Here is a 23,410-nt window from a genome sequence, read left to right on the forward strand (position 1 = left end):
GCAGCCACCGCTACCGAGGCTTGTTGCTGGGTACCATAAACGCTTACCGGCAGCTTCTCGTACCGGGTCTCTTCCAATAAATTTAATCGGGCCATAATTTTCTAAGAACCTGTGTTATAGTTATATGATGAATAAAAAAAGTCACTATACAAAAAACCCCCGCCGAAACGAGGATTTTTATCAAACCAATTAACAAAACCTTTTAAACCTCACCGACATGAGGCTAAAGTAAATTCCGTTGAATAACATGCTGTACATTATTGTTACAAACTTAATAAAACTAATTTTTAATTTCAAACACTTTTTAAATTTTTTTAATAAGTAAAATTCATTTTATCAAATTATTAAATAATCGTCTGCGGGGCTTAAGTTTGGTTTAAAAATATTTTGATGTAGAGAGGCATACTTGCGTCTCCCACAAGACAAGCCGCTTTGCAAAACGTTTAACCGACTTAATTAATGTGCATGCGGGAGACGCAAGTATGCGTCTCTACATTTAAAAACAATGGAATTTAAGCAGCCTTTAGGGGGTAAAATAAAAAAGAGCTCCTGATGGGCAGGAACTCTAATTAACCAATTATAAAACATAAATATGAGAGAAGAGAGATGCAGGGGAGGGAGTCGAACCCATCCGTTTGCTGCCGAACCAGCACCTGCTTTTGAGTTATATGAAATGAACCACCATTTATAAACCTTCTGTTGCAAATATAATATTTAATCTATTAAATCTATGTATTTAGTAGATTAAATTGTAATTATTTTTCATTTATAATATTTCGCATTAACTTAATACACGTACAAAGGCAGCGCGCCTGCCTTTATAATAATATTTAAATTTTATTAATGCGTTTTGCGCCGGGGCAAGCTTACCTGTGCGTGCTAAATAACCGAATAATAAAAGTATAAGCATCTGATTATTTAACTAGGCCGGCAAATTTCTGATAAAACACAGTAGGGCTGTTGGCATCTTTCGGCGCATATTTACCTGCAATAATAGGTACATAGATCACACGGCGGCGGCTGGCTTCGCCAATGACTGATGATTGCGCTACCCGGTGCCATAACCGGCCGTCATGGATGGTGAGGTCTCCGGCTTCTGGTGTAATGGCCAGCTCATTCTCGTCGGCATCGTGATCCAGGAAATATTTCTTTTTAAAAAGCATTTGATAAAGTCCTTGTTTATGAGTTCCGGGCAATATCCTTAATCCGCCATTTTCTGGTTTCAGGGTACTCAGGTGGATGCCTACATTTAGCATGGGGTTTAACTTTTGTCCATGGAAAATATCGCGCAGGCCATCCGTATGCCAGCCCATTTTGGTAAAGCTGCTTTGCTCGCTGTTTACGTAATGATTCAATACCATCCCATCTTTTTCATCAGTCCCAAACCTGGCATCGGGGCCAATAATATCAAGTAAAGTATTAAAACGGGGATCCTGTATAAATTCTGAAAACACAGGGTGGTGCTGGTTGATGAAAGCGAAACGCTGTACAATGGTATCACCATTCAGATCCTTACCATATTTTATAGGTACACCATTAACTTTGGCTACTTCGTTTTTTATCCATTGCTCCTGCACCTGCTCAGATGCCCTGGTGATGAGCTGCACGGTTTCGGGGTTAATGAAATTTTTGAAATGAATAAAACCATGCTCATTAAAAAAGGTGTGTTGTTCGGTGGTAAGCTTATCGCCTAAAAGAAATTTTTTATATACGGTACTCATGTTGAAATTATAAATAGTAAAAAATGATGTAGAAACCCCGGCTATGTGATAGCAGGTAATTGTATTGTAGTATGCAGCGAGGTGAAAAAGATCAACAACAACAAACCATTACCTTCTTGGGGAAAGGCATTCGCATGTAACATGCATTGGTTATATGTGAATTTTGTGTTGTCAATTATTTAATATATAATGTCTATAGATTTAATAGACATTGCAAATGTAGCAAGTGATCTGGAAAAAACAAATAATTATGAAAATATTTTTTGAAATAGGCTAATTGGGTGTAGTTCAAGCTGCCGTACGGTGTCGGCTCACCTTATCATCGCTGCGCTCGACATCCCTCCGCCTTCGGTACTTCCGCTCCATACGTCATTGCGAGGTACGAAGCAATCCCCGATAAGCAAGGCCGCTCTGTAAGCATAGAGATTGCTTCGTACCTCACAATGACGCGAGGAGAGAATCCCTCTAAAATATATCTTCACGATTTTATTTACTCTTATACAAATCACCCCCAATTTTTTCAATTAGTGCCTTAGGCAAATGCCGGGCCCCAGTCACCGAAAGTTTGTTCAGTAAACCGGGCACAATCTCTACCTTTTTATTAAATAGGCCTTTTAACCCAATTGCTGCAACCTCTTCAGGCTGCATATTGAACTTAGCCGCCAGATTGGCAAAGGCATCAAGACCTGCGCGATGGGCGAACCCCGTATCGGTAGGACCGGGACTAAGGCAACTCACGGATATAACAGAATCTTTAAGCTCATATCTCAGGGCCCTGGTAAACGACAATACGAAAGCTTTTGTTGCCGAGTAAATAGCCAGTGTGGGTACTGCCTGATAGGCCGCGGTACTGCCCACATTTAAAATATAAGCTTGCGATTGTTGCTTTAATATAGGTATAAACGCGTGTGTCAATTTCACCAGCGCATTGATATTTAGGCTGATCATGTTGAGCTGCCCGTCGATAGTTACATTTTCAAAACTGCCCCATAAGCCATAACCCGCGTTATTGATGAGCACAGATACGGGGTATGAATTATCGGTACACCATTTAACAACTTTTTCCGAAGCCTGGCTATCAGATAGGTCGATAGCCAGCCACCGGGCCTGTACCTGATAGGTGGTTATTATTTCGGTTGCCAGTGCTTGCAGTTCGTCTTTGGAACGGGCTACCAGTAAAACAGGGTATCCTTTTTTTGCCAGTTGCAGGGCTAAAGCCCGGCCTATGCCTTTGCTGGCCCCCGTAATTAAAGCGTAAGTATTCATGTTATAAGACCCTAAAATGCTATTGATAAACAAGTGTACAAATTTCTTTTACAAAATGACTACTAAATTTGTAGACTATTTGTATGTTTGTATCTATATGATTACAAACGCCACACATATGATTAACACTATATGCAACGTTAAGTGTTGTAGTATCAGGTTATTGTAGAGGGGCGGCATAAAATACAGATCAATATTTGTTGTTGGGCCTTTCAGTTTTATGAAAGGCTTTTGTTTTTAATAACCGTTTTGTTCAACCAAACCGCAATGAAATGAAAGCATTATTACGATGGATAGGATATAGTGCCATTATATTACTATCACTGCAAGTACCTCTTTATGCACAGAATGCCCCGGTTGTTAGATATGCGCAGTTACGGGTCGATTCTGGTGCTGTGCATAATAGGGTCATTTCGGCCACTGCCTTTAAAAAGCCCGATGTTACCGCGGATAACACCCTGAGCGCGGCCGATTTTGATGAAGAAAGCTATCTGCAAAAAGTAGCCAGTCTGGATGTATATGGCAAAAAGCATGATGCCCGGCCTATTGCCAAGCTCCTAAAAGCCGACCAGGTAAAAGCGGTAACCAGCGATAAAAAACGAAGCCACAAGTTTTACTACCACATGGCCAACATATTTGCCAGGCTCCGGATGTATTCGCTGGCGATGAAATGTTATTTTAAAACCCTGCAGGTAGAGGATGAACGGATTGGCACGCGTTTAACAGATTCGGTGGCTGTGGATAGTTCTTATACAGCTGATAACAAACCCACTTTTACACAGATAAATTTACAGGATAATGCATCAATTGCCGGTTTATTGGCTATAAACAAAGCAGATGAGCAAATGCTGGCTGCTGATTCTGGTAACTATGATTACCCTGACAGGGAAATAAAATCACCGCCCACGCAGCTGGTCAATATCATTGATCCTTTTGATGATGGTAAAAAAGCTTCGGCCTATGCCCTGTTGATCCATATCTCACAACCGGTATCGGGTAAAAGGAGAATATTTGTGAAATTAAGTAAGGTAGGGCATACCTTTATAACACTCATCAAGTATAACGCCGATTCTACATCGGTATCCAGGTCGTTCGGGTTTTATCCCAAAAAAGACCACTTTTTATCGGCCACGCCATTATTCCCGACAACAGGATCCGTTTTTAAAAATGATGAGCTGCATGGTTGGGACGAGACCGTTGGTAAATTTATATCAGAGCGGAGATTTAAGAGGATTCTCAAAGTGATTAAGCAGTTCGATCAGAAAAATTACAACCTCAACAGAAATAATTGTACCGATTTTGGATTGAGCCTGGCAAGTACAGCGGGTATCAGCATTTTATATACTAATGGCAGCTGGCCCTTGGGGCGGGGTAATAACCCAGCCAGTGCCGGGCAAAGTGTACTGGAAGGCAAGGTGCTGAATACAGACAATAACTATAATTTGTTTATCTGTAATGATTTATTGAGAGAGAATCAAGAGGTTAGAGTCAAGAATCAAGACAAATAAAATAGTATGGGTAGTTACGCGCTTATAAAAACATGGTTTACATATTTTTATGAAGGTAAGTATGTAATTATCTGATTGTCAATAAAATAAATCAATGTAAACCATGAAAAGTGTAAACCATGTAAACCCACTTTTAACAAAATGGCCTGCCTGTTTAATGATCCTGCTTCCGTCCACTAGCCTTGCGCTCGTTTGCAACGAGTGCTTAACATGGGTTTGCGTTTAAAACGCAAGGGCGATGCAATCGCCGTTCCACAATAAGCACTCGTTGCAAACGAGCGCAAGTAAGTTGTGAAGAGTAGTCCATAGCTATTAAGCCTTTAACTATGGACCATGGTCTATGGACTATGGACTATTGACTATGAGTAATCGCGCATAATTTTTTATCTTTACCCATCCAAAAGTTTTTTAGCATATAATGAGTGAAGATCTGAATCAAAACGATATACCCGCAGGCAATGAACAAAAATTACATAATGTTACCTCACTCGACGGGTTATACGAAAACTGGTTTCTGGATTATGCCTCTTACGTAATTCTCGACCGTGCTGTTCCGCATATCAATGATGGACTAAAACCTGTACAGCGCCGTATCCTGCACTCGCTAAAGGAGATGGACGACGGGCGATTTAATAAAGCAGCCAACGTAATAGGTAATACCATGAAGTATCACCCGCACGGGGATGCCTCTATTGGTGATGCCATGGTGCAGATTGGGCAAAAGAACCTGCTGATAGATTGCCAGGGAAACTGGGGCGACCCGGTAACCGGCGACTCGGCCGCGGCGCCACGTTATATTGAGGCGCGCTTGTCCAAATTCGCGCTTGATGTTGTTTTTAATGCCGATACCACCGTTTGGCAGGCTAGTTATGACGGGCGTAACAAAGAGCCGATTACACTTCCTGTAAAGTTTCCTTTGCTGCTGGCACAGGGTGCCGAAGGTATCGCTGTAGGTTTGGCTACCAAAATATTACCGCATAATTTTATTGAACTGATAGATGCATCTATCGCTGTATTGAAAGGGGAGCGGCCAAACCTGCTACCCGATTTTCCTACAGGTGGTATGGCCGATGCTTCTTTATATAACGAAGGACAACGTGGCGGTAAGATTCGTGTGCGTGCTAAAATTGTAGAGCGCGATAAAAAAACACTGGCCATTACCGAGATTCCCTTCTCGACCACGACCGGCAGTTTGATCGATAGCGTGATATCGGCCAATGATAAGGGTAAGATCAAGATCAAAAAGATCGAAGATAATACTGCTCAGCATGTCGAGATCATGATACACCTGGCACCCGGTATTTCGCCCGATGTAACTATCGACGCGCTGTATGCATTTACCGATTGTGAGGTATCCATATCGCCCAATACCTGCGTTATCCAGAATGATAAGCCAAGGTTCATGAGCGTAAATGATATGCTCAGCGAAAGCACCTTTTTTACCAAAGATTTGCTGAAGCAGGAACTGGAGATTAGGCTGAAAGAGCTAATGGAACGTATCTTCTTTAGTTCATTACTCAAAATATTTATACAGGAGGGGATGTACAAACACCCCGAATATGAAAACTCAGGCAATTTTGAAGCCGTATTAGAGGTATTGAATCGTTTGTTTGAACCTTTCTTCCCGCAGTTTTACCGGGAGATCTTACCTGAGGATTATAAAAAACTGATCGATAAACCCATGAGCAGCATCACCCGCTTTGACGTTAAAAAAGCGGATGAATTGATGAAGACACTGGAGAACGAGATCAAGCAGGTGAAACACCATCTGAAACACCTCACCGATTATACCATTGCCTGGTTCGAGAAACTCAAGGAAAAATATGGTAAGGATCGTGAACGTAAAACAGAGCTGCGCACCTTTGATAGGGTAGAAGCCGCCCAGGTGGCACTGGCCAATGTAAAACTATATGTTAACCGTGAGGATGGCTTTATCGGTTCGGGTCTTAAAAAGGATGAACTGGTGGGCGATTGCTCGGATATTGACGAGATCATTGTTTTCCGTGCCGATGGGCGTTGCATCATTACCAAAGTGCAGGACAAGGTATTTGTGGGTAAGGAGATCATACATGTTGCTGTATTTAAAAAGAATGATGAGCGTACCGTGTATAACATGATCTATAAGGATGGTACTAGCGGTATCAGCTATATTAAACGTTTCTCGGTAGTAGGTGTAACCCGCGATAAGGAGTATGACCTCACCAAAGGCACCAAGGGCACCAGGGTGCTTTATTTTAGCGCTAACCCTAATGGCGAAGCCGAAGTGGTGAACGTTCAGCTAAAACCTCATTCCAAACTCAAAAAGTTGCAGTTTGATGAAGATTTTGCTGTCCTGGCTATCAAAGGCCGTGGCTCTATGGGTAACATCATTACCAAATACCCGGTTAAAAAGATCATCTTGAAAAGTAAAGGTGTATCAACATTGGCCGGTCGTAAGATCTGGTATGATGATATCCTGAAACGCTTGAATGCCGATAGCCGCGGTAAATACCTGGGCGAATTTGATGGCGACGACCGTATATTAAATGTGCTGAGTAACGGTGTATACGAACTGACCAGCTTCGATCTGAATAATCATTTTGATGATAAGATGATCCTGATCGAAAAATATGATCCTAAAAAAGTTTATTCGGTGATACACCTGGATGGCAAATCGAAAAACTATATGGTCAAGCGTTTCTCATTTGAGCATATAGCTTTAGGCAAGCAGGTTAGTATTATTAGTGAGGAAGCCGGATCAAAACTGATATTGATGGCCAAGGAGTCGCCGCTGGTGAGTGTGGTGCAGCTGAAAGGTAAAGAACAAGCCCCCGAAACAATTGAAATAAATCTGGCCGAACTGATTGATGTAAAAGGCATGAAGGCCATGGGTAACCGCTTGTCGCAATTTCCGGTAAGATCAGTTGAACTGATAGCCGATAGCGAAAGCGCGGATGAACCCCTTGATACAGAAGAACCGGAAACCGTACTGGATGAAGAAACAGGTTCAGATGAACCTGTTGATCAGTTGCCGGACGAAGAACCTGAACTGACAGAACAGGAAACGGAAGTAGAGCAGCCTAAAGTGGGAGCACAGAAACCGCCGAAACCACCTGCTGCTTCAAAACAGGAACCGAAAGCGCCTGAAGCCAAAGAACCGGAACCATCAGACGATCAACCCAAAGAAGTACACAAAAAAGTAGATTTTGAGATCACCAACCCGGATGACATCCAGTTGGATGACAAAGGGCAGTTGGGACTCTTTTAAATAAAATAGCAAAGCCACCGCGAGTAAATACCGGTGGCTTTGTTGCTTTAAGACCAAAACATGACATAGACGGATAAAATATTGATTTTCTGATGAAAGTATATTTGCTTACCGCTTCGTTTTTTTATTTTTGATCATACAAATCACCTTTATCTTTTACAATGAATATGTTTTTTGGCGGCGGCGGTTCCTATTATTATATTATTATTGGTTTGCAGATCCTGTGTGCTATTCATAGCGCCCGCCGGGGTACGCTTAGCAGATGGATTTGGCTCATTGTATTTATACCTGTTATAGGCTGTATCGTATATATCTATAGCGAAATGATTTCGAACAGGAATATCATCAGGGCACCCAAAATAGATGTAGGCGCTGTACTGAACCCGGGCGGCAAGATCAAAAAGCTGGAAGATGAGTTGCGCTTTACCGACACCTTTGCCAATAAGGTAAAACTGGCCGATGCCTACCTGGCCGCAGGATATACCGATAAAGCGGTTGAACTATATACAGCAAGCCTCACCGGGGCCTTCTCAGAAAACGAACACGTACTTGCCCAACTCATCATTGCTTATTTTGAACAGCAACGGTATAATGAAGTGATCCCCATTGCAAAGAAGCTTTATAACCTGCCTCAGTTTACTCGTTCAAAGGCGCATATTTTGTATGCGCAATCGTTGGAACGTACCGGGGAAATGACATTGGCCGAAAACGAATTTAAAGCTATGAAAGGGCGGTATTCTTATTTTGAACCACGCTATGAATATGGTTTGTTTTTAACAAGGGCTGGTCGGGATAACGACGCTTACCAGGTTTTTGCAGATATGCTGGAAGAGCAACCCCACCTAAGTCCAATGGAACGGAAAAGCAACCGGATTTGGTTTGCCAAAGCAAAAGATGAGCTCAAGAAACTGTCGGTTCAAAAAACGGTATAAATAAAAAGGCCTCCCAAATACATCAGGAGGCCTTCTTTATTTTATAATGCCGATTAAAGGATCAGGATCAATACTAAAATGATGATGATAATAGCACCTACTGATAAGTAAACACCACCGCCACCTAATGCATTGGCTTCATGTTTTAAACCTTTAAGTTCTGTACGTAACTCTTTTTTATCTTGCCTGGTAAGTTCAGACTTATCCATAGCCTTAATTTCATTCACCCGGGCTTTGATCTCTTCAACACGGGCTTGTTTTTGCTCAGTGGTCATACTGGCAATTTGTTCCTTACTCAATATAGTTAAAGCACCGTCTGTAGCGGTAGATGCATAACTGTTAAATGCCGCAACAGAAAGCAGCATCGTAAGGGCGATAAGATAAATTTTCTTTTTCATGTTAATTAGTTTTAATAGCGTGTTGTGTTTAATTATTGTAAAATAAAAAAGCAGCAAAAATGTTTTACTGCTTCCCTTATTTTTTTATAGCAAAAATCCTGCCTAAAGACTAATAAAATAGGGGGCTTCAAAAACATGGCCTGCATGCAGGGTTTGTATGGCTTCTTTTTTGTTGATGTTTACGTGGTGATCCTGCGTATCAGCGCAGCCCAGCCAGGGTTCAATACACACAAAATCGGCGCCGGGCTTGGCCCATACGCCTAAGTAATTATAGTGTGGAAATTCTACCGAAACAGATTGATCATGCTTTTTACTTTTAATAGTAACCATCCGGGAGTTGAGCTGTTTAAAAACAAGTGCGTCGGCATCAAACAAATGGCGGGTTAAGTAGAGTTTATTACCTGGGGTTGCTACCGGGTGGGTTTCGCCGGTAAAAAATCCATCAGCCGATAGCATGTTGGCTTCCAGATGTTCGTCGGTTTCAAATTCAAGGTAATAATCCTCGTAGTTTTCACCTTTAAAAAACGGTATGTTAAAAGCAGGGTGCGCACCAACCGAAAAATAGATGGTTTTTTTATCCAGGTTGATCACCTTGTGGGTTACCCTCAACGAATTATCGATCAGCATATACAAAACCTGGTAATCAAATTTGAATGGATATACCAGTAGTGTTTTTTCGCAGTAAGGGAGCGAGAAACTGGCCGACACCTCATCAGATTCCAGCAAAATAAATTCTGATTGCCTTGCAATGCCATGTCTTGCCATATCGTATGCCTGTCCCTCAACTAGTAACTGGTTGTTGATGAGGCCGCCCACAATCGGGAAAAGATTAGGCGAATGCCAGGGCCAAATATCAGGATCGGCCTGCCAAAGGTGCTCAATACCGGTTTCTTTGTTATAAAATGAACTGAGCTGCGCGCCTTTCAAATCAATGGCTACTTTGAGAAACTCGTTTTCTAATACGGTCATACGTCAACGGCAATTATTTTTAGAAAATTAACTAATATGCAAGCAAGTTACAGCAATTTTTGTGAATTAGGATGTGCCAGATAGTACAAAAAATGCGTAATTTTTAGACTATTGTTTACTTAACAAAGCAAAACCTATCCTGTTTCTTTTTCATTAAACCATTGAGTAAACTTAAATATGAGTTATATTTGCAATGCTTAAACATAACCTATGAATTTTGAGCATCTCCTTCAACAAGTGGCTTTCATCCACGAAATAGACAAGGTAAAATACATCCAGCGTAAATCCCGCCTTTTTAACAGCGACAGACGTGAAAACGACGCCGAGCATAGCTGGCATTTAGCAGTAATGGCCATGGTTTTGGCCAGACATGCCAACGAGTCGGTAGACACGCTTAAAGTGATCAAGATGCTGCTGATACATGATGTGGTGGAGATTGATGCTGGTGATGTATTTTTGTACGATACGGTAATTAACCACACCAATACCGAAGCCGAGCGTAAAGCCGCCGAAAGGATCTTTGGCCTGCTGCCACCAGAACAAACCGAAGAATTTACGGCCATATGGGAAGAGTTTGAGGCCGGCGAAACTCCCGAAGCCAAATTTGCACGTGCCATGGACAGGCTGGAACCGCTACTTCAGGATGTTTCTAACAATGGCGTTGTCTGGCGGGAGCACAACATTAGTTACGATAAAGTGGTACAAAAGAATAGTATTATTCAGTACGGCTCGCAAACCCTCTGGGATTTTGGCAAATCGCTGATTGATGAACTGGCTGAAAAGGGCATTTTGAAAAAGGAAGAGTGATAAAATAGAAATGAGCGCCCGGTATAATCGGGCGCTCATTTCTATTAAGTATCAAGTCATGCCGAACTTGTTTCGGCATCCCACATGTAAGGTTGTATAACTAACTGTCCTGAGAGATTCTGAAATAAATTCAGGATGACTTCTTTCGTTTTTTACTTACTCGTTAATACTATCGACGCGCTTTGCAAACCATTGGAGGTTGCCGTAAAGTTAATAACGCCGGCCTTTTCTTTGGCCTGTACAATAGCCAGTGCCAGTCCATGGAATGCCTTACGGTAATTTACTTTAAAAGAATCGTGACTAACCGGGTCGCCGTTATCAACGCTGGCTATAAATGCCTCACCGTTAATTTTAAAGTTAATCAGGTTGTTGGCATCAGGTACAACGTTGCCATCTTTATCCAGAATTTTTACGGTGATGAACGACAGGTCTTTTCCGTCGGCAGCAATCAGTTTACGATCGGCAGATAATTCAATTTTTGCCGGTACACCCGCGGTATGGATCTCGCGGGTTAAAACAACTTTACCATCCTTGCGCGATACGGCCTTCAATATGCCGGGCTCAAACTTTACCCTCCACATGATATGCAGATCGTCGCCGGTTTTCTTTTTAATACCTAATGATTTTCCGTTCAGAAAAAGTTCTACCTCATCGGCATGGTTATAATAGGCCCAAACATCAACCGTTTTTCCAGGCTCCCAGTTCCAGTGCGGAAAAATATGAAGTACCGGTTTATCCGTCCATTCGCTCTGATACATATAATAAACATCCTTCGGGAAGCCCGCCAGGTCAACTATACCAAAGTAGGAACTGCGCGATGGCCAGCTGTAAGGCGTAGGTTCGCCCAGGTAATCAAAGCCTGTCCAGATGAACATGCCCGAAAGGAAGTCATATTTTTTCATCACCTTCCAGGTAGCCTCGTGGGTCGAACCCCATGGTGGTCGTACATTATCATAGGCCGAAACATTGTTGCCCTCCCGTACAAATGGTTTGTCCCAACGCTCAGGCCATATCCGGATACTGTCTGATGGCATTTCATAATATCCACGGGTTTCCAGGCCTGAAGTTGTTTCTGTAGCGATGAATTTTTTGCCTGGATATCGGTCATGAAATTTGGCGTATTCACCTTCATGATAGTTGTAACCCACCAGGTCAATAGCGCCAGATTTGATGATCTTATTACTGGTATCGGGGTTATTATTGGCAGCGGTAATAGGCCGGGTTTTATCAAGACTGTGCACTATTCGGGTCAGCTCGGGCGCGATCCGTAGGGCCGAAGTATCATGCTGCTGCGGGATCTCGTTACCGATGCTCCAGATCATCACACTGGGGTGGTTGCGGTCGCGCAGGATCTGATCTTCCAGGTCGCGTTTGTGCCATTCCTTAAAAAACAGGTGATAATCATATTTCTCTTTTTTCCAGTCCCAGCAGTCAAAAGCTTCGTCCATTACAATAAAACCCATTTTATCACAAAGGTCAAGCAGTTCAGGCGCAGGTGGATTGTGCGAAGTACGGATGCCATTACAACCCATCGCTTTTAAAATTTGCAGCTGGCGTTCCAGGGCACGGGTATTGATGGCAGCCCCTAATGAACCGAGGTCGTGGTGATCACATACACCCAGGATCTTCATGGATTTACCATTCAGACTAAAACCTTTGTCCACGTCGAAATTAAAATAGCGGATACCTAAAGGTGTGGAGTAGGTATCAACTATTGTTTTTCCGCTGATCACCTGTGTTACTACCTTGTATAAGTAAGGTTGGTTAACCGACCATAAATGAGGGTTTTTAACGGTAAGATTAATGGAGTTTTCAAATACCGTATCCTGTAAATCAGTTTTTGAAGGGATGGAACCACCTGTCGATACGACTTTACCTGTTTCGTCATAAACAGATGTTTTGATTGTAAAAACTTCCTTTTTACCGGCTCTGTTTTTCACTTTGGCCTTTAAGTTTATACTTGCTGATGCACTGCTTACTTCTGGTGTAGTGATATAAGTTCCCCAATGATCAATAGCTACTTTATTGGTAGTTATCAGCCATACATTCCGGTAAATACCCGAGCCGGAGTACCAGCGTGAGTTGGGTTGTACTGAGTTATCAACCTTAACCGCGATCACGTTTTTACCACCGAAGTTTAAATAGGGTGTAAGCTCATACCTGAAGGAGATATAGCCATTAGGCCTGAAACCCAGGTGATGCCCGTTGATCCAAACGTCGCTTTTTTGATAAACGCCATCAAAATCAATATAAACCAGCTTGTTTTTTGATGCCGCAGGAACGGTAAATGTTTTGCGGTACCAGCCTATGCCACCCGGCAGGGCGCCGCCTTCGGGCGTGGCCGGATTGTCTTTACTAAATTTCCCTTCAATACTCCAGTCATGCGGCAGGTTCAATGAGCGCCAGCCGGCATCGTTAAAGCCGGATAGCTGTCCATCGGTAACAACACCTAAATTAAATCGCCAGCCTTTATCAAAATCGACGGTTTGCCGGCTCTGTTGGGCAAAAGAATTTAAGCAGGTCAGCATCACCATACAAAGCAGACCATGCTTTAGTAAAGACAGTTTTAAAGGAGGCATAATTATTTATTTAGATTTTAATTGTGTTTTTGACACTAAATTATAAATAATTATGGAATAGTGAAATCGGGTAATTATTTTATCGTTTGACGAGGAAGATGTTTTTAGCCCCCTCTCCTTTGGAGAGGGCCGGGGTGAGGTTTAAAACTCAAATGCCGCCTCGCTTTCCGGATTGCTCAGTTTGGTGCTTTTGCGCTGGCCGCCTACGGTTACATGCAACATATTGATCTGCTCGGGATGCTCGGTGAACAGCAGATCGTCATGTACCTCAAATTTCTTTACTTTACTAATGCCCTTTACCTCAAAATAGGTCCAGGCGGCATCTTCCTGAATTTCATAACCTACATAACTTAACGCGAGCACTTTGCCATCGGCTTTAATGATCAGATGCTTTTTAATGTAATCATTCAACAACTGATTCATTTTGCTTTTATCGGCAGGCTTTACGATATCTACATGGGTGTGGTATTGTTTTTCCAGCGTACGTTCCAGATCGTCATAAAATATGCGGCAACTTACCTCAACCGCCTGTGTGTGGGCATTATGGTTAATTTCGGTAACGCTCACATAAAAAGGGTGGAAGAAGCTGAGCCAGCTGATGATTATTAATTGCAACATAATTGCGTTAAATAGTTTTGCTTTTCACAAAAAACGTTAATTTTATTGGCAATTGCGAATTTGACTACATGACTGATTTTTCTTTATACTTTGAGCTGGGATGGCAACACATCTGTAATTGGGCCGGGTACGACCATATTTTGTTTGTAACCGTACTGTGCGGAACTTATTTACTGGCCGACTGGCGCAAAGTACTGGTACTGGTTACCGCGTTTACTATCGGGCATTCTATTACGTTGGCATTAAGTGTTTTAAATATCATTCATATCAATACCTCGCTTATTGAGTTCCTGATACCCGTAACCATTGTTTTTACCAGTCTGGTAAATGTATTCAACAAAAAGCGTACGGTAACCACCATGCGCCTCAATTATACATTGGCGCTATTTTTCGGGCTGATACATGGCATGGGGTTTTCTAATTACCTCAAAAGTTTGTTGGGCAACAGCAGTAATATTACCGCGCAGCTGTTTGCTTTTAACCTGGGATTGGAGTTTGGGCAGGTGTTAATTGTAATATCTGCGTTACTTATCTCTTATTTATTAATCAAATTTGCTAAAACACCGCAACGGGAGTGGACAATGTTCCTTTCGTCGGCTATATTTGGAATTGCTTTTATCATGTGCATTGAACGCTTTTTACTCATAAAATTCAGATGAATAAATTTTACTTCGCATTATTTTCCTGTACACTATTAACATCAGCTGCCTGGGCGCAGTATGATAACAACCCTGGCTCAAACCACGGTAACCGTTTTGAGCAGTTAGGCACCATGATCTCTACGCCAAATGAGTACCGTTCGGCCTCTGGCGCTCCCGGTCCAAAATACTGGCAGCAAAAGGCCGATTACGAGATCAGCGCTACGCTTAACGATGACAAGCAGCGTTTAGACGGTAACGAAACCATCACATATACCAACAATTCGCCCGATCCACTCACTTATCTGTGGCTGCAGCTGGACGAGAATGAGCATAAAAAGGATGCCGAAAGCGCTAAGTTCGACGAGAGCAAAATGCAAAGCAAAATGACCATCCGTCAATTACAGGGCATTATGGGGCATGATCTTGATTTGGGTAACCATATTGTGAGTGTAAAGGATGCCAACGGCAACACACTAACCTATACCATTAACCAAACCATGATGCGTATTGAGCTACCTGTTACTTTACAGCCGGGACAGAAATTCCGCTTTAAAATTAACTGGTGGTATAACATATCTGACCGTTTAACTATTGGTGGTCGTGGCGGTTACGAATACTTTCCGGAGGATGGTAATTACCTGTATACCATGGCCCAATGGTATCCGCGTATGGCTGTTTACAGCGATTTTCAGGGCTGGCAAAACAAACAGTTCACCGGTCGTGGTGAGTTTGCTTTAACCTTTGGCGATTTTAAGGTAAGCATGAACGTACCGGCCGATCATATCGTTGGCGGTACAGGCCAATGTTCCAACTATGCGCAAACGCTTACCGCGGCGCAACTTAAACGCTGGAACGCTGCGCAATCTGCAACTGCTCCGCAGGAAATAGTTACGCTGGATGAGGTAAAGCAGGCTATGAAAAACCATGCTTCGGCACGCAAAACCTGGACCTTTCATGCCGAAAACGTACGCGACTTTGCCTGGGTATCATCACGTCGTATAGTTTGGGATGCCATGAGCACCCAGATTGATGGCGGCAAAAAAGTAATGGCTATGTCGTACTACGGCCCGGAGGCTTATCCGCTTTATCGCAAGTACTCCACTAAGGTTGTGGCGCACACCTTGAAAACGTATTCCAAACATACGTTCCCTTATCCGTACCCGGTGGCCATTTCTGTAGAAGCCTCCAACGGTATGGAATATCCGATGATCTGCTTTAACTATGGTCGTGCTGAAAAGGACGGAACTTACAGCGAGGCCACCAAAAACGGCATGATCGGTGTAATTATTCATGAAGTAGGGCATAACTTTTTCCCGATGATCGTGAACTCCGATGAACGTCAGTGGACCTGGATGGACGAGGGTTTGAATACCTTTTGTCAATATATGGCTGAGCAGGAGTGGGATAGCCGCTATCCGTCGCAACGCGGTCCGGCCTATAAGATTGTTGACTACATGAAGTTGCCGAAAGATCAGTTAGAGCCCATCATGACCAACTCGGAGAACATTGTGATGTTTGGCCCTAACGCTTACGCCAAACCGGCAACGGCGCTAAACGTACTGCGCGAAACTGTGATGGGGCGTGAGCTGTTTGACTACGCTTTTAAAACATACGCGCACCGCTGGGCCTTTAAACACCCAACCCCTGCCGATTTTTTCCGCACGATGGAAGATGCCTCGGCGGTTGACCTGGACTGGTTCTGGCGCGGATGGTTCTATGGAACTGAACCTGTTGATGTATCTATTGATAGCGTGAAATACTATCGCCTCAATACCAAAAATCCAGCTGTGGAAGGCACTGCCGACCGTGCACAGTATGACCGCAACCTCGAAAATATCAGCACCACCCGTAATAAAGAAGCGGGCACCCGTTTCGCGGTTGAAGCCGATACTTCCTTACGGGATTTTTACAGCAAATGGGATCGTTTTGCGGCAACACCGGCCACCTCGCAAAGTTACCAGGCTATGTACAACGCAGCCAGTCCTGCCGAAAAGAAACTGTACGATAGTAAGAACTACTTCTACGAGGTAAGCTTTAGCAACAGGGGCGGCCTGGTTACCCCTTTAATTATTGAATGGACTTATGCCGACGGCACTAAGGAGGTTGAAAAAATATCGGCTTATATCTGGCGTAAAAATGAAAATAAGATCAGCAAGGTTTTTGCCAAAACCAAAGAAGTAAAAGGTATTAAACTCGACCCATACCGCGAAACCGCCGACATTGACGAAAGTAATAACAGCTGGCCGCGCGAATACCAGCCATCAAGGTTTGAACTGTTTAAACAGCAAACCCTGCCACGTGGCGCCACTGCCGGGCCAAACCCCATGCAGGAAGCTAAAAAGGGCCAATAAACATAAAAAGCCTGCCGATATATATCGGCAGGCTTTTTATCTGTAGAGACGCATATTTGCGTCTCCTTGTCATTTAATTATGATCGCCGGTTGCGCTTGGCGGGAGACGCAAATATGCGTCTCTACAATCTAAGAATCCCGATCTTGACAACTTTTATATAGTAGGTTTTGCCGTAAATATACCGGCGTAATACTTACGATAGGCGATGCCTAGAAATAAATGGATCACGATAATACCTATACCCATCGGAGCTCCTGCCGGTGCCAGTATGGTATGGAACAGGAAAATATTGACCGATATGGGGAACAGGATCAGTAAAAAGAAAGCGGTGTAACGGTTAACCAATATGGCCAGTCCGCTCACAATTTCTATCACTTTCATATACTGGAAAAAATAGCCCGAGCCCCATAAGCCGCCGCTAAAGGCCTGCGCCTTGGCCGACATTGGAGGCTGTGCCATGTGTAAAAAGGGATAAAAGAAATTAATTCCAAATACTACAAAAAGAAGCCCCAACAAAATGCGGGCAATTAATACAGCAATCTTCATGGATTTAAAAGTTTAATATAAGGTTAAACACTAATTTAGTAATTTAAATGACATTTTCAAAAGGTACATTACCTGCCCAAGCCAAACAAGTATTAACTTCGTTTATAAATAGCATGAACATTCAAAAAATAACATTTGGCAACGGTTGCTTTTGGTGCACCGAAGCTGTATTTCAATCCCTTAAAGGTGTAACTTCAGTAACATCAGGTTACATGGGCGGCAAGATTTTAAACCCCACTTATGAGCAGGTTTGTACCGGTGCCAGCGGCCATGCGGAGGTGATACACCTGGAGTATGATGCCGACATCATTTCGCTTGACGAATTGCTGCTGGTGTTTTTCAAAACGCATAACCCAACTACGCTCAACCGTCAGGGTAACGATGTGGGTACCCAATACCGCTCGGCTATATTTTATTATACCGACGAGCAAAAACAGGCATCAGAAGCCATGATCAAAACGCTCAGTAATGAGCATGTGTTTGATGATCCGATAGTTACTGAAATTACCCCGGCCAATGAGTTTTACCCGGCCGAAGATTATCACCAGAACTATTTTAATGATAATCCCAATAAATCGTACTGCGCGTTTGTGATCCAGCCAAAACTGAATAAATTTGCCAAGGAGTTCAAGGATAAAATTAAGCCCGAACTATTATAAAAGTCTAATATGTTGGTCATCCCGAATTTATTTCGGGATCTCACAGGACAGGTAGCCAGCATATTGTACACCTTGTATGTGAGATGCTGAAACAAGTTCAGCATGACAGCTATTGGTTTATGCTAAAAAAATGAAAAAAAGCTATAGCTATCTAATACCAGCACTTTTAGTGCTCGGCGCCTGCGCCTCAAAAAAAGTAACTACAACATCAACTACCTCCGCAACCAATACGGCATCTGTTGTTAATGGCAATAGCTCCATTACCAATGATGGTAAAATATGGGCCTCTTTATGGCAGCAAAGGGCCGCCGAATACAGGGCTCTGTGTTTTCAGGCTTACAACATAGCTAAACAGCGTGTGGACGAAGGCGTAAAAAAGGTAAGTACCAAACCGCTGGCTATTGTGACCGATATTGACGAAACTTTGTTGGATAATAGTCCGTATGATGCGGCTCAGGGTTTAAAAAATCAGGACTACAGCGATAAAACCTGGAAACAGTGGACTGATAAGGCTGTAGCCGATACCGTGCCCGGCGCACCTGCATTTTTTAAATACGCGGCATCTAAAGGCATCACTATTTACTATATTACCAACCGCAACGAAAACGAGCGCGGTGCTACGCTGTACAACCTGCAGAAATATGCCATGCCCAATGCCAATGATGAGCACTTGTTTTTAAAGAATGGCAACTCCAGTAAAGAAGAACGCCGACAGGAAGTATTAAAAACACATGAGATCCTGCTGCTTTGCGGCGATAACCTGCCCGATTTTGATATGTTGTATGATAATCATCCTACAGAAGAAAACCGTATGGCGATAACCCAGAAACTGCAAAAAGAATTTGGCAGCCGCTATATTGTGATCCCGAATCCATCATACGGCGATTTTGAAGGCGCGCTGTTCCAGTATAATTACAAGCTGAACCCAGCGCAAAAAGATTCTGTGATCCGGGCTAAGGTGAAAGCGGACAGGTAAGGGGAAAGATAAGTCAAAAGTCAAAATTAAAAAGTCAAAAAAGGTATTTCGGATGAACGGTTAAATGTTCGGATGCTATTGATAAAAAAAAGCGTCGGAGATATACTGCATCCCGACGCTTTCTTGTTTTGGTTAGAATAACATTTCGGGCGGAGGAGTTACACCTTTTAAGCGCAGGTAAACGGTGGCTTGCCCGCGGTGGTGAGTTTGATGCTCAAATCCTTTTGACAATAACAGGCCACGGGTCGATTTCAGCTTGCCCAGATCTACCTCTTCGGCAAATTGTGCGTCGGTCATGCCTTGTAGGGCGCCGATAGCGTAGTCATAGCTGTCTAAAACCGCTTTGGTGGTAGCTTCTTTGTTTTGCTCTACGGTTTTCTCTAACGATACCCCCTTGGCCAGCGGACTTGGTTTGCCACTTACCTTGCTTAAAAAAAAGTAGTTGTCATCGGCTAAATGCAGCATCTGGCCGGCAAAAGAGCGAACCTCCGGTGTGGCTTTAAAAGTATAACCATCGGCAGGCATGGCATCCAGATAGGCTTTGGTGTATGCCTTGGCGCGTGTCCATTCGGCAACAAGTTGATCTTTAGTCAACTGTGCGAATGCTGTAGTGCAAGCAAAGGTTAACATTAATAACAGGAATGATACTTTTTTCATGATGATTTGGTATTGGTTTATTGGTTGTTCAAAAATACTATGAATCCCTCATTTATTATAAAGCTAAGGATAAAATCCGATCCGCAAATACTTGTATCGTTTAATCAAATTCAGTCCAAGGTCTGTATTATTTAGCCTGTGGTGATAACACCGACCACAAGCAGAAAAGTATAAAAAGATTAATCAATCCTGGTTGGATAACATGGCAGACCTTAGCTGTAGATTGATTTTAAACCTAAACTTGTAATATTTGCCTGCTTTTGGTATTTTAGTTACCAACCTATATCCCAAACAAATGAGTTTATTGAAAAGCATATTTAAAAAGAAAGAGACGCCCATAAAAACATATGATGATTTCTGGAGCTGGTTTCGGAGCAATGAGAAGTCGTTTTTTAATGTGATTAAACAGCAAGGGGATATTGAGAAAGAATTTTTTAGCAAATTATCGCCCAAACTCAATGAGCTTAAAAGTGGTTTCTTCTTTCTCACTGGCATGATGAATGATAACACCGCAGAACTTATACTGACCGCGGATGGCAATATTAAAAATATAAACTTTGTGGAAGAACTGGTGGCTGCTGCTCCTGAAATCAACGGCTGGAAACTCACGGCATTAAAACCGCCTTCCAACATACAGGATACTTATATTGAAATGGCCGGCTACAAGTTCAGTAGCGATAATATCTGGTTTTATCCTAACAATAATGAGTGGCATCCTGATGAGATCGATGTAACTATAATACATCCTGATCTGAATGAAAATAACAGAAACGATATCACCAATGGGGTATACATTTTCCTGGATAATTTTTTAGGGGAGTTGAATTTTGTGACCACTATTGATAACCTGAATGTTGTTGGTAATGATGATGTGGAAGCGGAACGGGTGCCTATTGAAAAGCTAAATGATTATCTGATATGGCGCGAAAAAGAATTTGTAGAAAAATACGAAGGCGTACGGCATGATACCGAGCAGGATAGCTATTCAGCAATGGAAGCTGAACTGAAGAGCGGTAATAAATTGCTGGCTATCATCAATATGGATTTGTTGAAATGGGAAAGTAAAGCCTCTCATCCATGGATATTGAATATTGAGATCAAATACGATGGCAGTCGCAGAAACGGTATGCCAGATGAGCGTACCTATCAGCTGCTTAGCATCATTGAAGACGAAATCATGGCTGATCTTAAAGATTATGATGGCTATCTGAATATTGGCCGCCAAACTGCCGACGGTATCAGGGAAATCTATTTTGCCTGTAAGGATTTCAGGAAACCATCTGCGGTTTTATACCGCATACAGCAAAAGTATGGTGTTGCCCTTGACTATGACATTTATAAAGATAAATACTGGCAGTCTTTTGATCGTTTTATCAATTAATTATTAAGGCATTTAACCTTTAGGCTATAATAACACAATTCAGCCCATGGCCGCTGTTATCACCACATCACAGGGTATTCTTTTCATATTAAACCTAAATTAATATCAGATGCCCTTGTTGGTGTGAATAGTGTGACCGGTTTTGAGTGTGGTAACTGAGGATCGAATAGGGATTCGGCTAAAACTTTTACATCCTGCTCGCTCAGTTTACTTGATTTTGCTTCCCACTGCCAGTAATGTTTAGTGTCAAAGTCTACATGTAAGCTTCCCAGGTAATACTTCTCGAAATCCTGCCCATAATTTATAATGTAGGTATCTGATTTGAATTTCTCTGGCAAAACTTCCTGCTCAAGCCTTGCTTTATAAGCATCATCTCTCAGTTGACCATAAAAGTATAAAATTTCAATCTTACCTGACTTGATATTAGGTGGCTCTTTGGATTGTAATAAGAACGGGCTAACAAAGATTTCGCAGTCTCCACTTTCTATTGGAATAGTAATGATGTAGGAGTTGAGCATAGTGTTTAGGTTTTTGCTTCGATGACATTCTGTATAATGGTAAATTTAAGAATTTTTATGCTTGTACGAACGATCAAGACTAATCTTCAATCTGTGGTCGGTGTTATTACCGCACCACTTAACGCGCCAATAGTTAAATGTCAATGGTGACCAGCAGTGGCGGCATCAAACACGCAGCAGAAGTTGCCACCGCCTAGCTTGACGATTTCATCCGGAGTAAAGCCAGTCTTTAACATCGCATCGACAACTGCATAATAAAATCCGGATTTCTGGTACTGCCAGGCCTGGTTGGTGCGTTCGCCAATCCTGCCGCCATTTTGACCACCGCCGAGTTTGTCCATAGGGAGGCCTTCCGGATGATGGCCAGGATCGCCACCAGATTGTGGGGTGGGTTCACCAGGTTTAGGGCCAAAGTTGCCGGCTGCTCTATAAGCCGGGGGCAACTTGGTATCGGTGCCGATGCAAACGTGGTCAATTCCAATAACATCAACCAAAGCCCGGATATTTTGGGCATACTCCAACGGCGTGTCGGCCAGGTGTGTCCAAACGCCAATCACGCCACCAGCATCGGCAACAATTTTAGCCTGCTCCTTGCTGATGAGTCTTGGCCGCATCATACGGGCCATGAGCTGGTTCTGCCCTAACTGGGTATCGAGGCCGGTATGAGAGATGATCACCGGATGGGTTGCCAATTTGAGCGCGGCTGCCACAGTATCCGCATTGGCGTGCGCCAGGTCGACGAGAATGCCCAGCCGGTTGCATTCCTTGATGATGTCAGCTCCAAAGGCAGTCAGTCCTCCAAAACGTGCGGGATTTGTATAAACATCGCCTAGCGGCACCGACGCATCACTGTCATGCAGCAGTCCGAGATGTCGCAAGCCCCGGTGGTAGGCCTCCCCGAGTCGATCCAGTTGTCCTTCAAGAAAGTGACCGCCTTCAACTGATTGAATGACGGTCGGTTGGCGCTGATTATGGGCAGCCTGGATGTCAGCCAGGTTCAGGGAGCGCTTCATGCCATTGCGCTCCAACTGCTGATCCATTGATGCTAAGCCGTTCAGGAACCGCTCATAAGCCTCTCCGGGTTTTTGTAATTTTTGATAGTCGAGGGCGAATGTCATGCAAATGGCCGATAAGCCTGATTGTTTCATCTCGCCGGCCAGGTCGATGTTTGGACCAGGTACTTCGGTCAGGGTGAGGGGGACGTCGATATGATTATGCGTGTCGATACCGATCGTATCGGCAACGATCTTAGCCACTCGCGGGTCCACCTCGTCGATAGCCCATGTTGCCAGGGGATTCATCATCATCACAGTACCCGCCCCGGCTACGGTGATGGCCGTAAGAAATTCCCGTCGTGACCATGTTGGTTGAGTTTTCATCATGATTTAAATTATATCGAAGGTAGAAACTGTTCCTTGTATCGCCAGATGTAATCGTCGTTCGGTCAGAGTAAGTAGATGAATTGGAAAATACAGCCGATAAGATAAGGATAAATAGCTTTCAGTCCAGTTCGTGTGGCGTTATCACTGCGCTGTGTGTTTTGATAAGGGGCTACATTAAACAAGCTGATAATAGTTGAGTTTTATATAGCACAAATTCGGATGCCGTAGGCCGTGCTGAAGAATGGATGTTTGT

The 23,410-nt window shown here is 43.1% G+C and carries 19 protein-coding genes and 1 pseudogene; 9 read left to right on the forward strand and 11 right to left on the reverse strand.

Going from position 1 to position 23,410, the window contains the following annotated elements; genetic code table 11:
- From BLR84_RS30510 to BLR84_RS00010, 3 genes and pseudogenes are all read right to left on the reverse strand, one after another.
- Nucleotides 1-95: pseudogene (locus BLR84_RS30510) on the reverse strand (glucosamine-6-phosphate deaminase); the annotation flags it as partial.
- Nucleotides 96-914: 819 nt separating this feature from the next.
- On the reverse strand, nt 915-1,721 hold the full coding sequence (locus BLR84_RS00005; protein ID WP_090462569.1) for a phytanoyl-CoA dioxygenase family protein: 807 nt from the start codon (nt 1,719-1,721) through the stop codon (nt 915-917).
- Nucleotides 1,722-2,207: 486 nt separating this feature from the next.
- Nucleotides 2,208-2,987 carry an SDR family NAD(P)-dependent oxidoreductase gene (locus tag BLR84_RS00010; protein WP_090462572.1) on the reverse strand — a complete coding sequence of 260 codons (780 nt, stop codon included), beginning with the start codon at nt 2,985-2,987 and terminating at the stop codon, nt 2,208-2,210.
- A gap of 272 nt (nt 2,988-3,259) precedes the next feature.
- Between BLR84_RS00010 and BLR84_RS00015 the strand changes: the two genes are divergently transcribed.
- From BLR84_RS00015 to BLR84_RS00025, 3 genes are all read left to right on the forward strand, one after another.
- Nucleotides 3,260-4,495 (forward strand): hypothetical protein, encoded by a 1,236-nt coding sequence (locus BLR84_RS00015; protein WP_090462575.1) that lies wholly within the window; start codon nt 3,260-3,262, stop codon nt 4,493-4,495.
- Nucleotides 4,496-4,913: 418 nt separating this feature from the next.
- On the forward strand, nt 4,914-7,742 hold the full coding sequence (locus tag BLR84_RS00020; RefSeq protein ID WP_090462578.1) for a DNA gyrase/topoisomerase IV subunit A: 2,829 nt from the start codon (nt 4,914-4,916) through the stop codon (nt 7,740-7,742).
- 161 nt (nt 7,743-7,903) lie between these two features.
- The gene (locus BLR84_RS00025) at nt 7,904-8,674 is read left to right on the forward strand and encodes a hypothetical protein (protein ID WP_255366824.1); all 771 of its coding nucleotides are present in this window, start codon (nt 7,904-7,906) and stop codon (nt 8,672-8,674) included.
- Between the two features lie 53 nt (nt 8,675-8,727).
- Here the strand turns inward: BLR84_RS00025 and BLR84_RS00030 are convergent, their stop codons facing one another.
- Nucleotides 8,728-9,072: a hypothetical protein gene (locus BLR84_RS00030; RefSeq protein ID WP_090462581.1), complete on the reverse strand. Its 345-nt coding sequence runs from the start codon at nt 9,070-9,072 to the stop codon at nt 8,728-8,730.
- Between the two features lie 102 nt (nt 9,073-9,174).
- On the reverse strand, nt 9,175-10,041 hold the full coding sequence (locus BLR84_RS00035; protein WP_090462584.1) for an aldose 1-epimerase family protein: 867 nt from the start codon (nt 10,039-10,041) through the stop codon (nt 9,175-9,177).
- Between the two features lie 210 nt (nt 10,042-10,251).
- Here BLR84_RS00035 and BLR84_RS00040 point away from each other — a divergent pair, with 210 nt between their 5' ends.
- Nucleotides 10,252-10,848 carry an HD domain-containing protein gene (locus tag BLR84_RS00040; protein WP_090462588.1) on the forward strand — a complete coding sequence of 199 codons (597 nt, stop codon included), beginning with the start codon at nt 10,252-10,254 and terminating at the stop codon, nt 10,846-10,848.
- Between the two features lie 152 nt (nt 10,849-11,000).
- Here BLR84_RS00040 and galB read toward each other — a convergent pair whose 3' ends face one another.
- Together galB and BLR84_RS00050 are read right to left on the reverse strand one after the other, a co-directional pair.
- Entirely contained in the window at nt 11,001-13,427 is a 2,427-nt protein-coding gene (gene galB / locus BLR84_RS00045; RefSeq protein ID WP_090462591.1) for a beta-galactosidase GalB, read from the reverse strand.
- Nucleotides 13,428-13,568: 141 nt separating this feature from the next.
- Nucleotides 13,569-14,045, reverse strand: a complete 477-nt coding sequence (locus BLR84_RS00050) for a DUF6702 family protein (protein WP_255366825.1) — start codon at nt 14,043-14,045, stop codon at nt 13,569-13,571.
- A gap of 68 nt (nt 14,046-14,113) precedes the next feature.
- On the opposite strand from BLR84_RS00050, the gene BLR84_RS00055 reads away from it, so the two are divergent.
- Both BLR84_RS00055 and BLR84_RS00060 read left to right on the forward strand, forming a co-directional pair.
- Nucleotides 14,114-14,704 (forward strand): HupE/UreJ family protein, encoded by a 591-nt coding sequence (locus tag BLR84_RS00055; protein ID WP_090462594.1) that lies wholly within the window; start codon nt 14,114-14,116, stop codon nt 14,702-14,704.
- Nucleotides 14,701-17,037 (forward strand): M1 family metallopeptidase, encoded by a 2,337-nt coding sequence (locus BLR84_RS00060; RefSeq protein ID WP_090462597.1) that lies wholly within the window; start codon nt 14,701-14,703, stop codon nt 17,035-17,037. The genes BLR84_RS00055 and BLR84_RS00060 overlap by 4 nt, the downstream gene beginning before the upstream one ends.
- 154 nt (nt 17,038-17,191) lie before the next feature.
- Here BLR84_RS00060 and BLR84_RS00065 read toward each other — a convergent pair whose 3' ends face one another.
- The gene (locus BLR84_RS00065; RefSeq protein ID WP_090462600.1) at nt 17,192-17,584 is read right to left on the reverse strand and encodes a hypothetical protein; all 393 of its coding nucleotides are present in this window, start codon (nt 17,582-17,584) and stop codon (nt 17,192-17,194) included.
- 113 nt (nt 17,585-17,697) lie between these two features.
- Here BLR84_RS00065 and msrA point away from each other — a divergent pair, with 113 nt between their 5' ends.
- Together msrA and BLR84_RS00075 are read left to right on the forward strand one after the other, a co-directional pair.
- The gene (msrA, locus tag BLR84_RS00070) at nt 17,698-18,243 is read left to right on the forward strand and encodes a peptide-methionine (S)-S-oxide reductase MsrA (RefSeq protein ID WP_090465630.1); all 546 of its coding nucleotides are present in this window, start codon (nt 17,698-17,700) and stop codon (nt 18,241-18,243) included.
- Between the two features lie 130 nt (nt 18,244-18,373).
- Complete coding sequence (locus tag BLR84_RS00075; protein WP_090462603.1) at nt 18,374-19,219, forward strand: 5'-nucleotidase, lipoprotein e(P4) family; 846 nt, start codon at nt 18,374-18,376, stop codon at nt 19,217-19,219.
- A 132-nt stretch (nt 19,220-19,351) separates the two neighbouring features.
- Here BLR84_RS00075 and BLR84_RS00080 read toward each other — a convergent pair whose 3' ends face one another.
- Nucleotides 19,352-19,876, reverse strand: coding sequence for a DinB family protein (locus BLR84_RS00080; RefSeq protein WP_090462606.1), 525 nt, complete (start codon nt 19,874-19,876; stop codon nt 19,352-19,354).
- A gap of 295 nt (nt 19,877-20,171) precedes the next feature.
- On the opposite strand from BLR84_RS00080, the gene BLR84_RS00085 reads away from it, so the two are divergent.
- A complete protein-coding gene (locus BLR84_RS00085; protein ID WP_090465633.1) occupies nt 20,172-21,257 on the forward strand; it encodes a DUF695 domain-containing protein in 1,086 nt (361 codons plus the stop codon).
- A gap of 83 nt (nt 21,258-21,340) precedes the next feature.
- On the opposite strand, the gene BLR84_RS00090 is transcribed toward BLR84_RS00085, so the two are convergent.
- Both BLR84_RS00090 and BLR84_RS00095 read right to left on the reverse strand, forming a co-directional pair.
- Nucleotides 21,341-21,775, reverse strand: a complete 435-nt coding sequence (locus tag BLR84_RS00090; RefSeq protein ID WP_090462609.1) for a hypothetical protein — start codon at nt 21,773-21,775, stop codon at nt 21,341-21,343.
- Nucleotides 21,776-21,915: 140 nt separating this feature from the next.
- The gene (locus BLR84_RS00095) at nt 21,916-23,157 is read right to left on the reverse strand and encodes a dipeptidase (protein ID WP_090462611.1); all 1,242 of its coding nucleotides are present in this window, start codon (nt 23,155-23,157) and stop codon (nt 21,916-21,918) included.
- Nucleotides 23,158-23,410 lie beyond the last annotated feature (253 nt).

This window comes from Mucilaginibacter sp. OK268, from assembly GCF_900103125.1.
Taxonomy (GTDB): domain Bacteria; phylum Bacteroidota; class Bacteroidia; order Sphingobacteriales; family Sphingobacteriaceae; genus Mucilaginibacter.

Excerpts from the sequence above, each read along its gene's own strand:
- BLR84_RS00005 (WP_090462569.1), bottom strand. The coding sequence starts at position 1,721 with ATGAGTACCGTATATAAAAAATTTCTTTTAGGCGATAAGCTTACCACC.
- BLR84_RS00010 (WP_090462572.1), bottom strand. The coding sequence starts at position 2,987 with ATGAATACTTACGCTTTAATTACGGGGGCCAGCAAAGGCATAGGCCGG.
- BLR84_RS00015 (WP_090462575.1), top strand. The coding sequence starts at position 3,260 with ATGAAAGCATTATTACGATGGATAGGATATAGTGCCATTATATTACTA.
- BLR84_RS00020 (WP_090462578.1), top strand. The coding sequence starts at position 4,914 with ATGAGTGAAGATCTGAATCAAAACGATATACCCGCAGGCAATGAACAA.
- BLR84_RS00025 (WP_255366824.1), top strand. The coding sequence starts at position 7,904 with ATGAATATGTTTTTTGGCGGCGGCGGTTCCTATTATTATATTATTATT.
- BLR84_RS00030 (WP_090462581.1), bottom strand. The coding sequence starts at position 9,072 with ATGAAAAAGAAAATTTATCTTATCGCCCTTACGATGCTGCTTTCTGTT.
- BLR84_RS00035 (WP_090462584.1), bottom strand. The coding sequence starts at position 10,041 with ATGACCGTATTAGAAAACGAGTTTCTCAAAGTAGCCATTGATTTGAAA.
- BLR84_RS00040 (WP_090462588.1), top strand. The coding sequence starts at position 10,252 with ATGAATTTTGAGCATCTCCTTCAACAAGTGGCTTTCATCCACGAAATA.
- galB (WP_090462591.1), bottom strand. The coding sequence starts at position 13,427 with ATGCCTCCTTTAAAACTGTCTTTACTAAAGCATGGTCTGCTTTGTATG.
- BLR84_RS00050 (WP_255366825.1), bottom strand. The coding sequence starts at position 14,045 with ATGTTGCAATTAATAATCATCAGCTGGCTCAGCTTCTTCCACCCTTTT.
- BLR84_RS00055 (WP_090462594.1), top strand. The coding sequence starts at position 14,114 with ATGACTGATTTTTCTTTATACTTTGAGCTGGGATGGCAACACATCTGT.
- BLR84_RS00060 (WP_090462597.1), top strand. The coding sequence starts at position 14,701 with ATGAATAAATTTTACTTCGCATTATTTTCCTGTACACTATTAACATCA.
- BLR84_RS00065 (WP_090462600.1), bottom strand. The coding sequence starts at position 17,584 with ATGAAGATTGCTGTATTAATTGCCCGCATTTTGTTGGGGCTTCTTTTT.
- msrA (WP_090465630.1), top strand. The coding sequence starts at position 17,698 with ATGAACATTCAAAAAATAACATTTGGCAACGGTTGCTTTTGGTGCACC.
- BLR84_RS00075 (WP_090462603.1), top strand. The coding sequence starts at position 18,374 with ATGAAAAAAAGCTATAGCTATCTAATACCAGCACTTTTAGTGCTCGGC.
- BLR84_RS00080 (WP_090462606.1), bottom strand. The coding sequence starts at position 19,876 with ATGAAAAAAGTATCATTCCTGTTATTAATGTTAACCTTTGCTTGCACT.
- BLR84_RS00085 (WP_090465633.1), top strand. The coding sequence starts at position 20,172 with ATGAGTTTATTGAAAAGCATATTTAAAAAGAAAGAGACGCCCATAAAA.
- BLR84_RS00090 (WP_090462609.1), bottom strand. The coding sequence starts at position 21,775 with ATGCTCAACTCCTACATCATTACTATTCCAATAGAAAGTGGAGACTGC.
- BLR84_RS00095 (WP_090462611.1), bottom strand. The coding sequence starts at position 23,157 with ATGATGAAAACTCAACCAACATGGTCACGACGGGAATTTCTTACGGCC.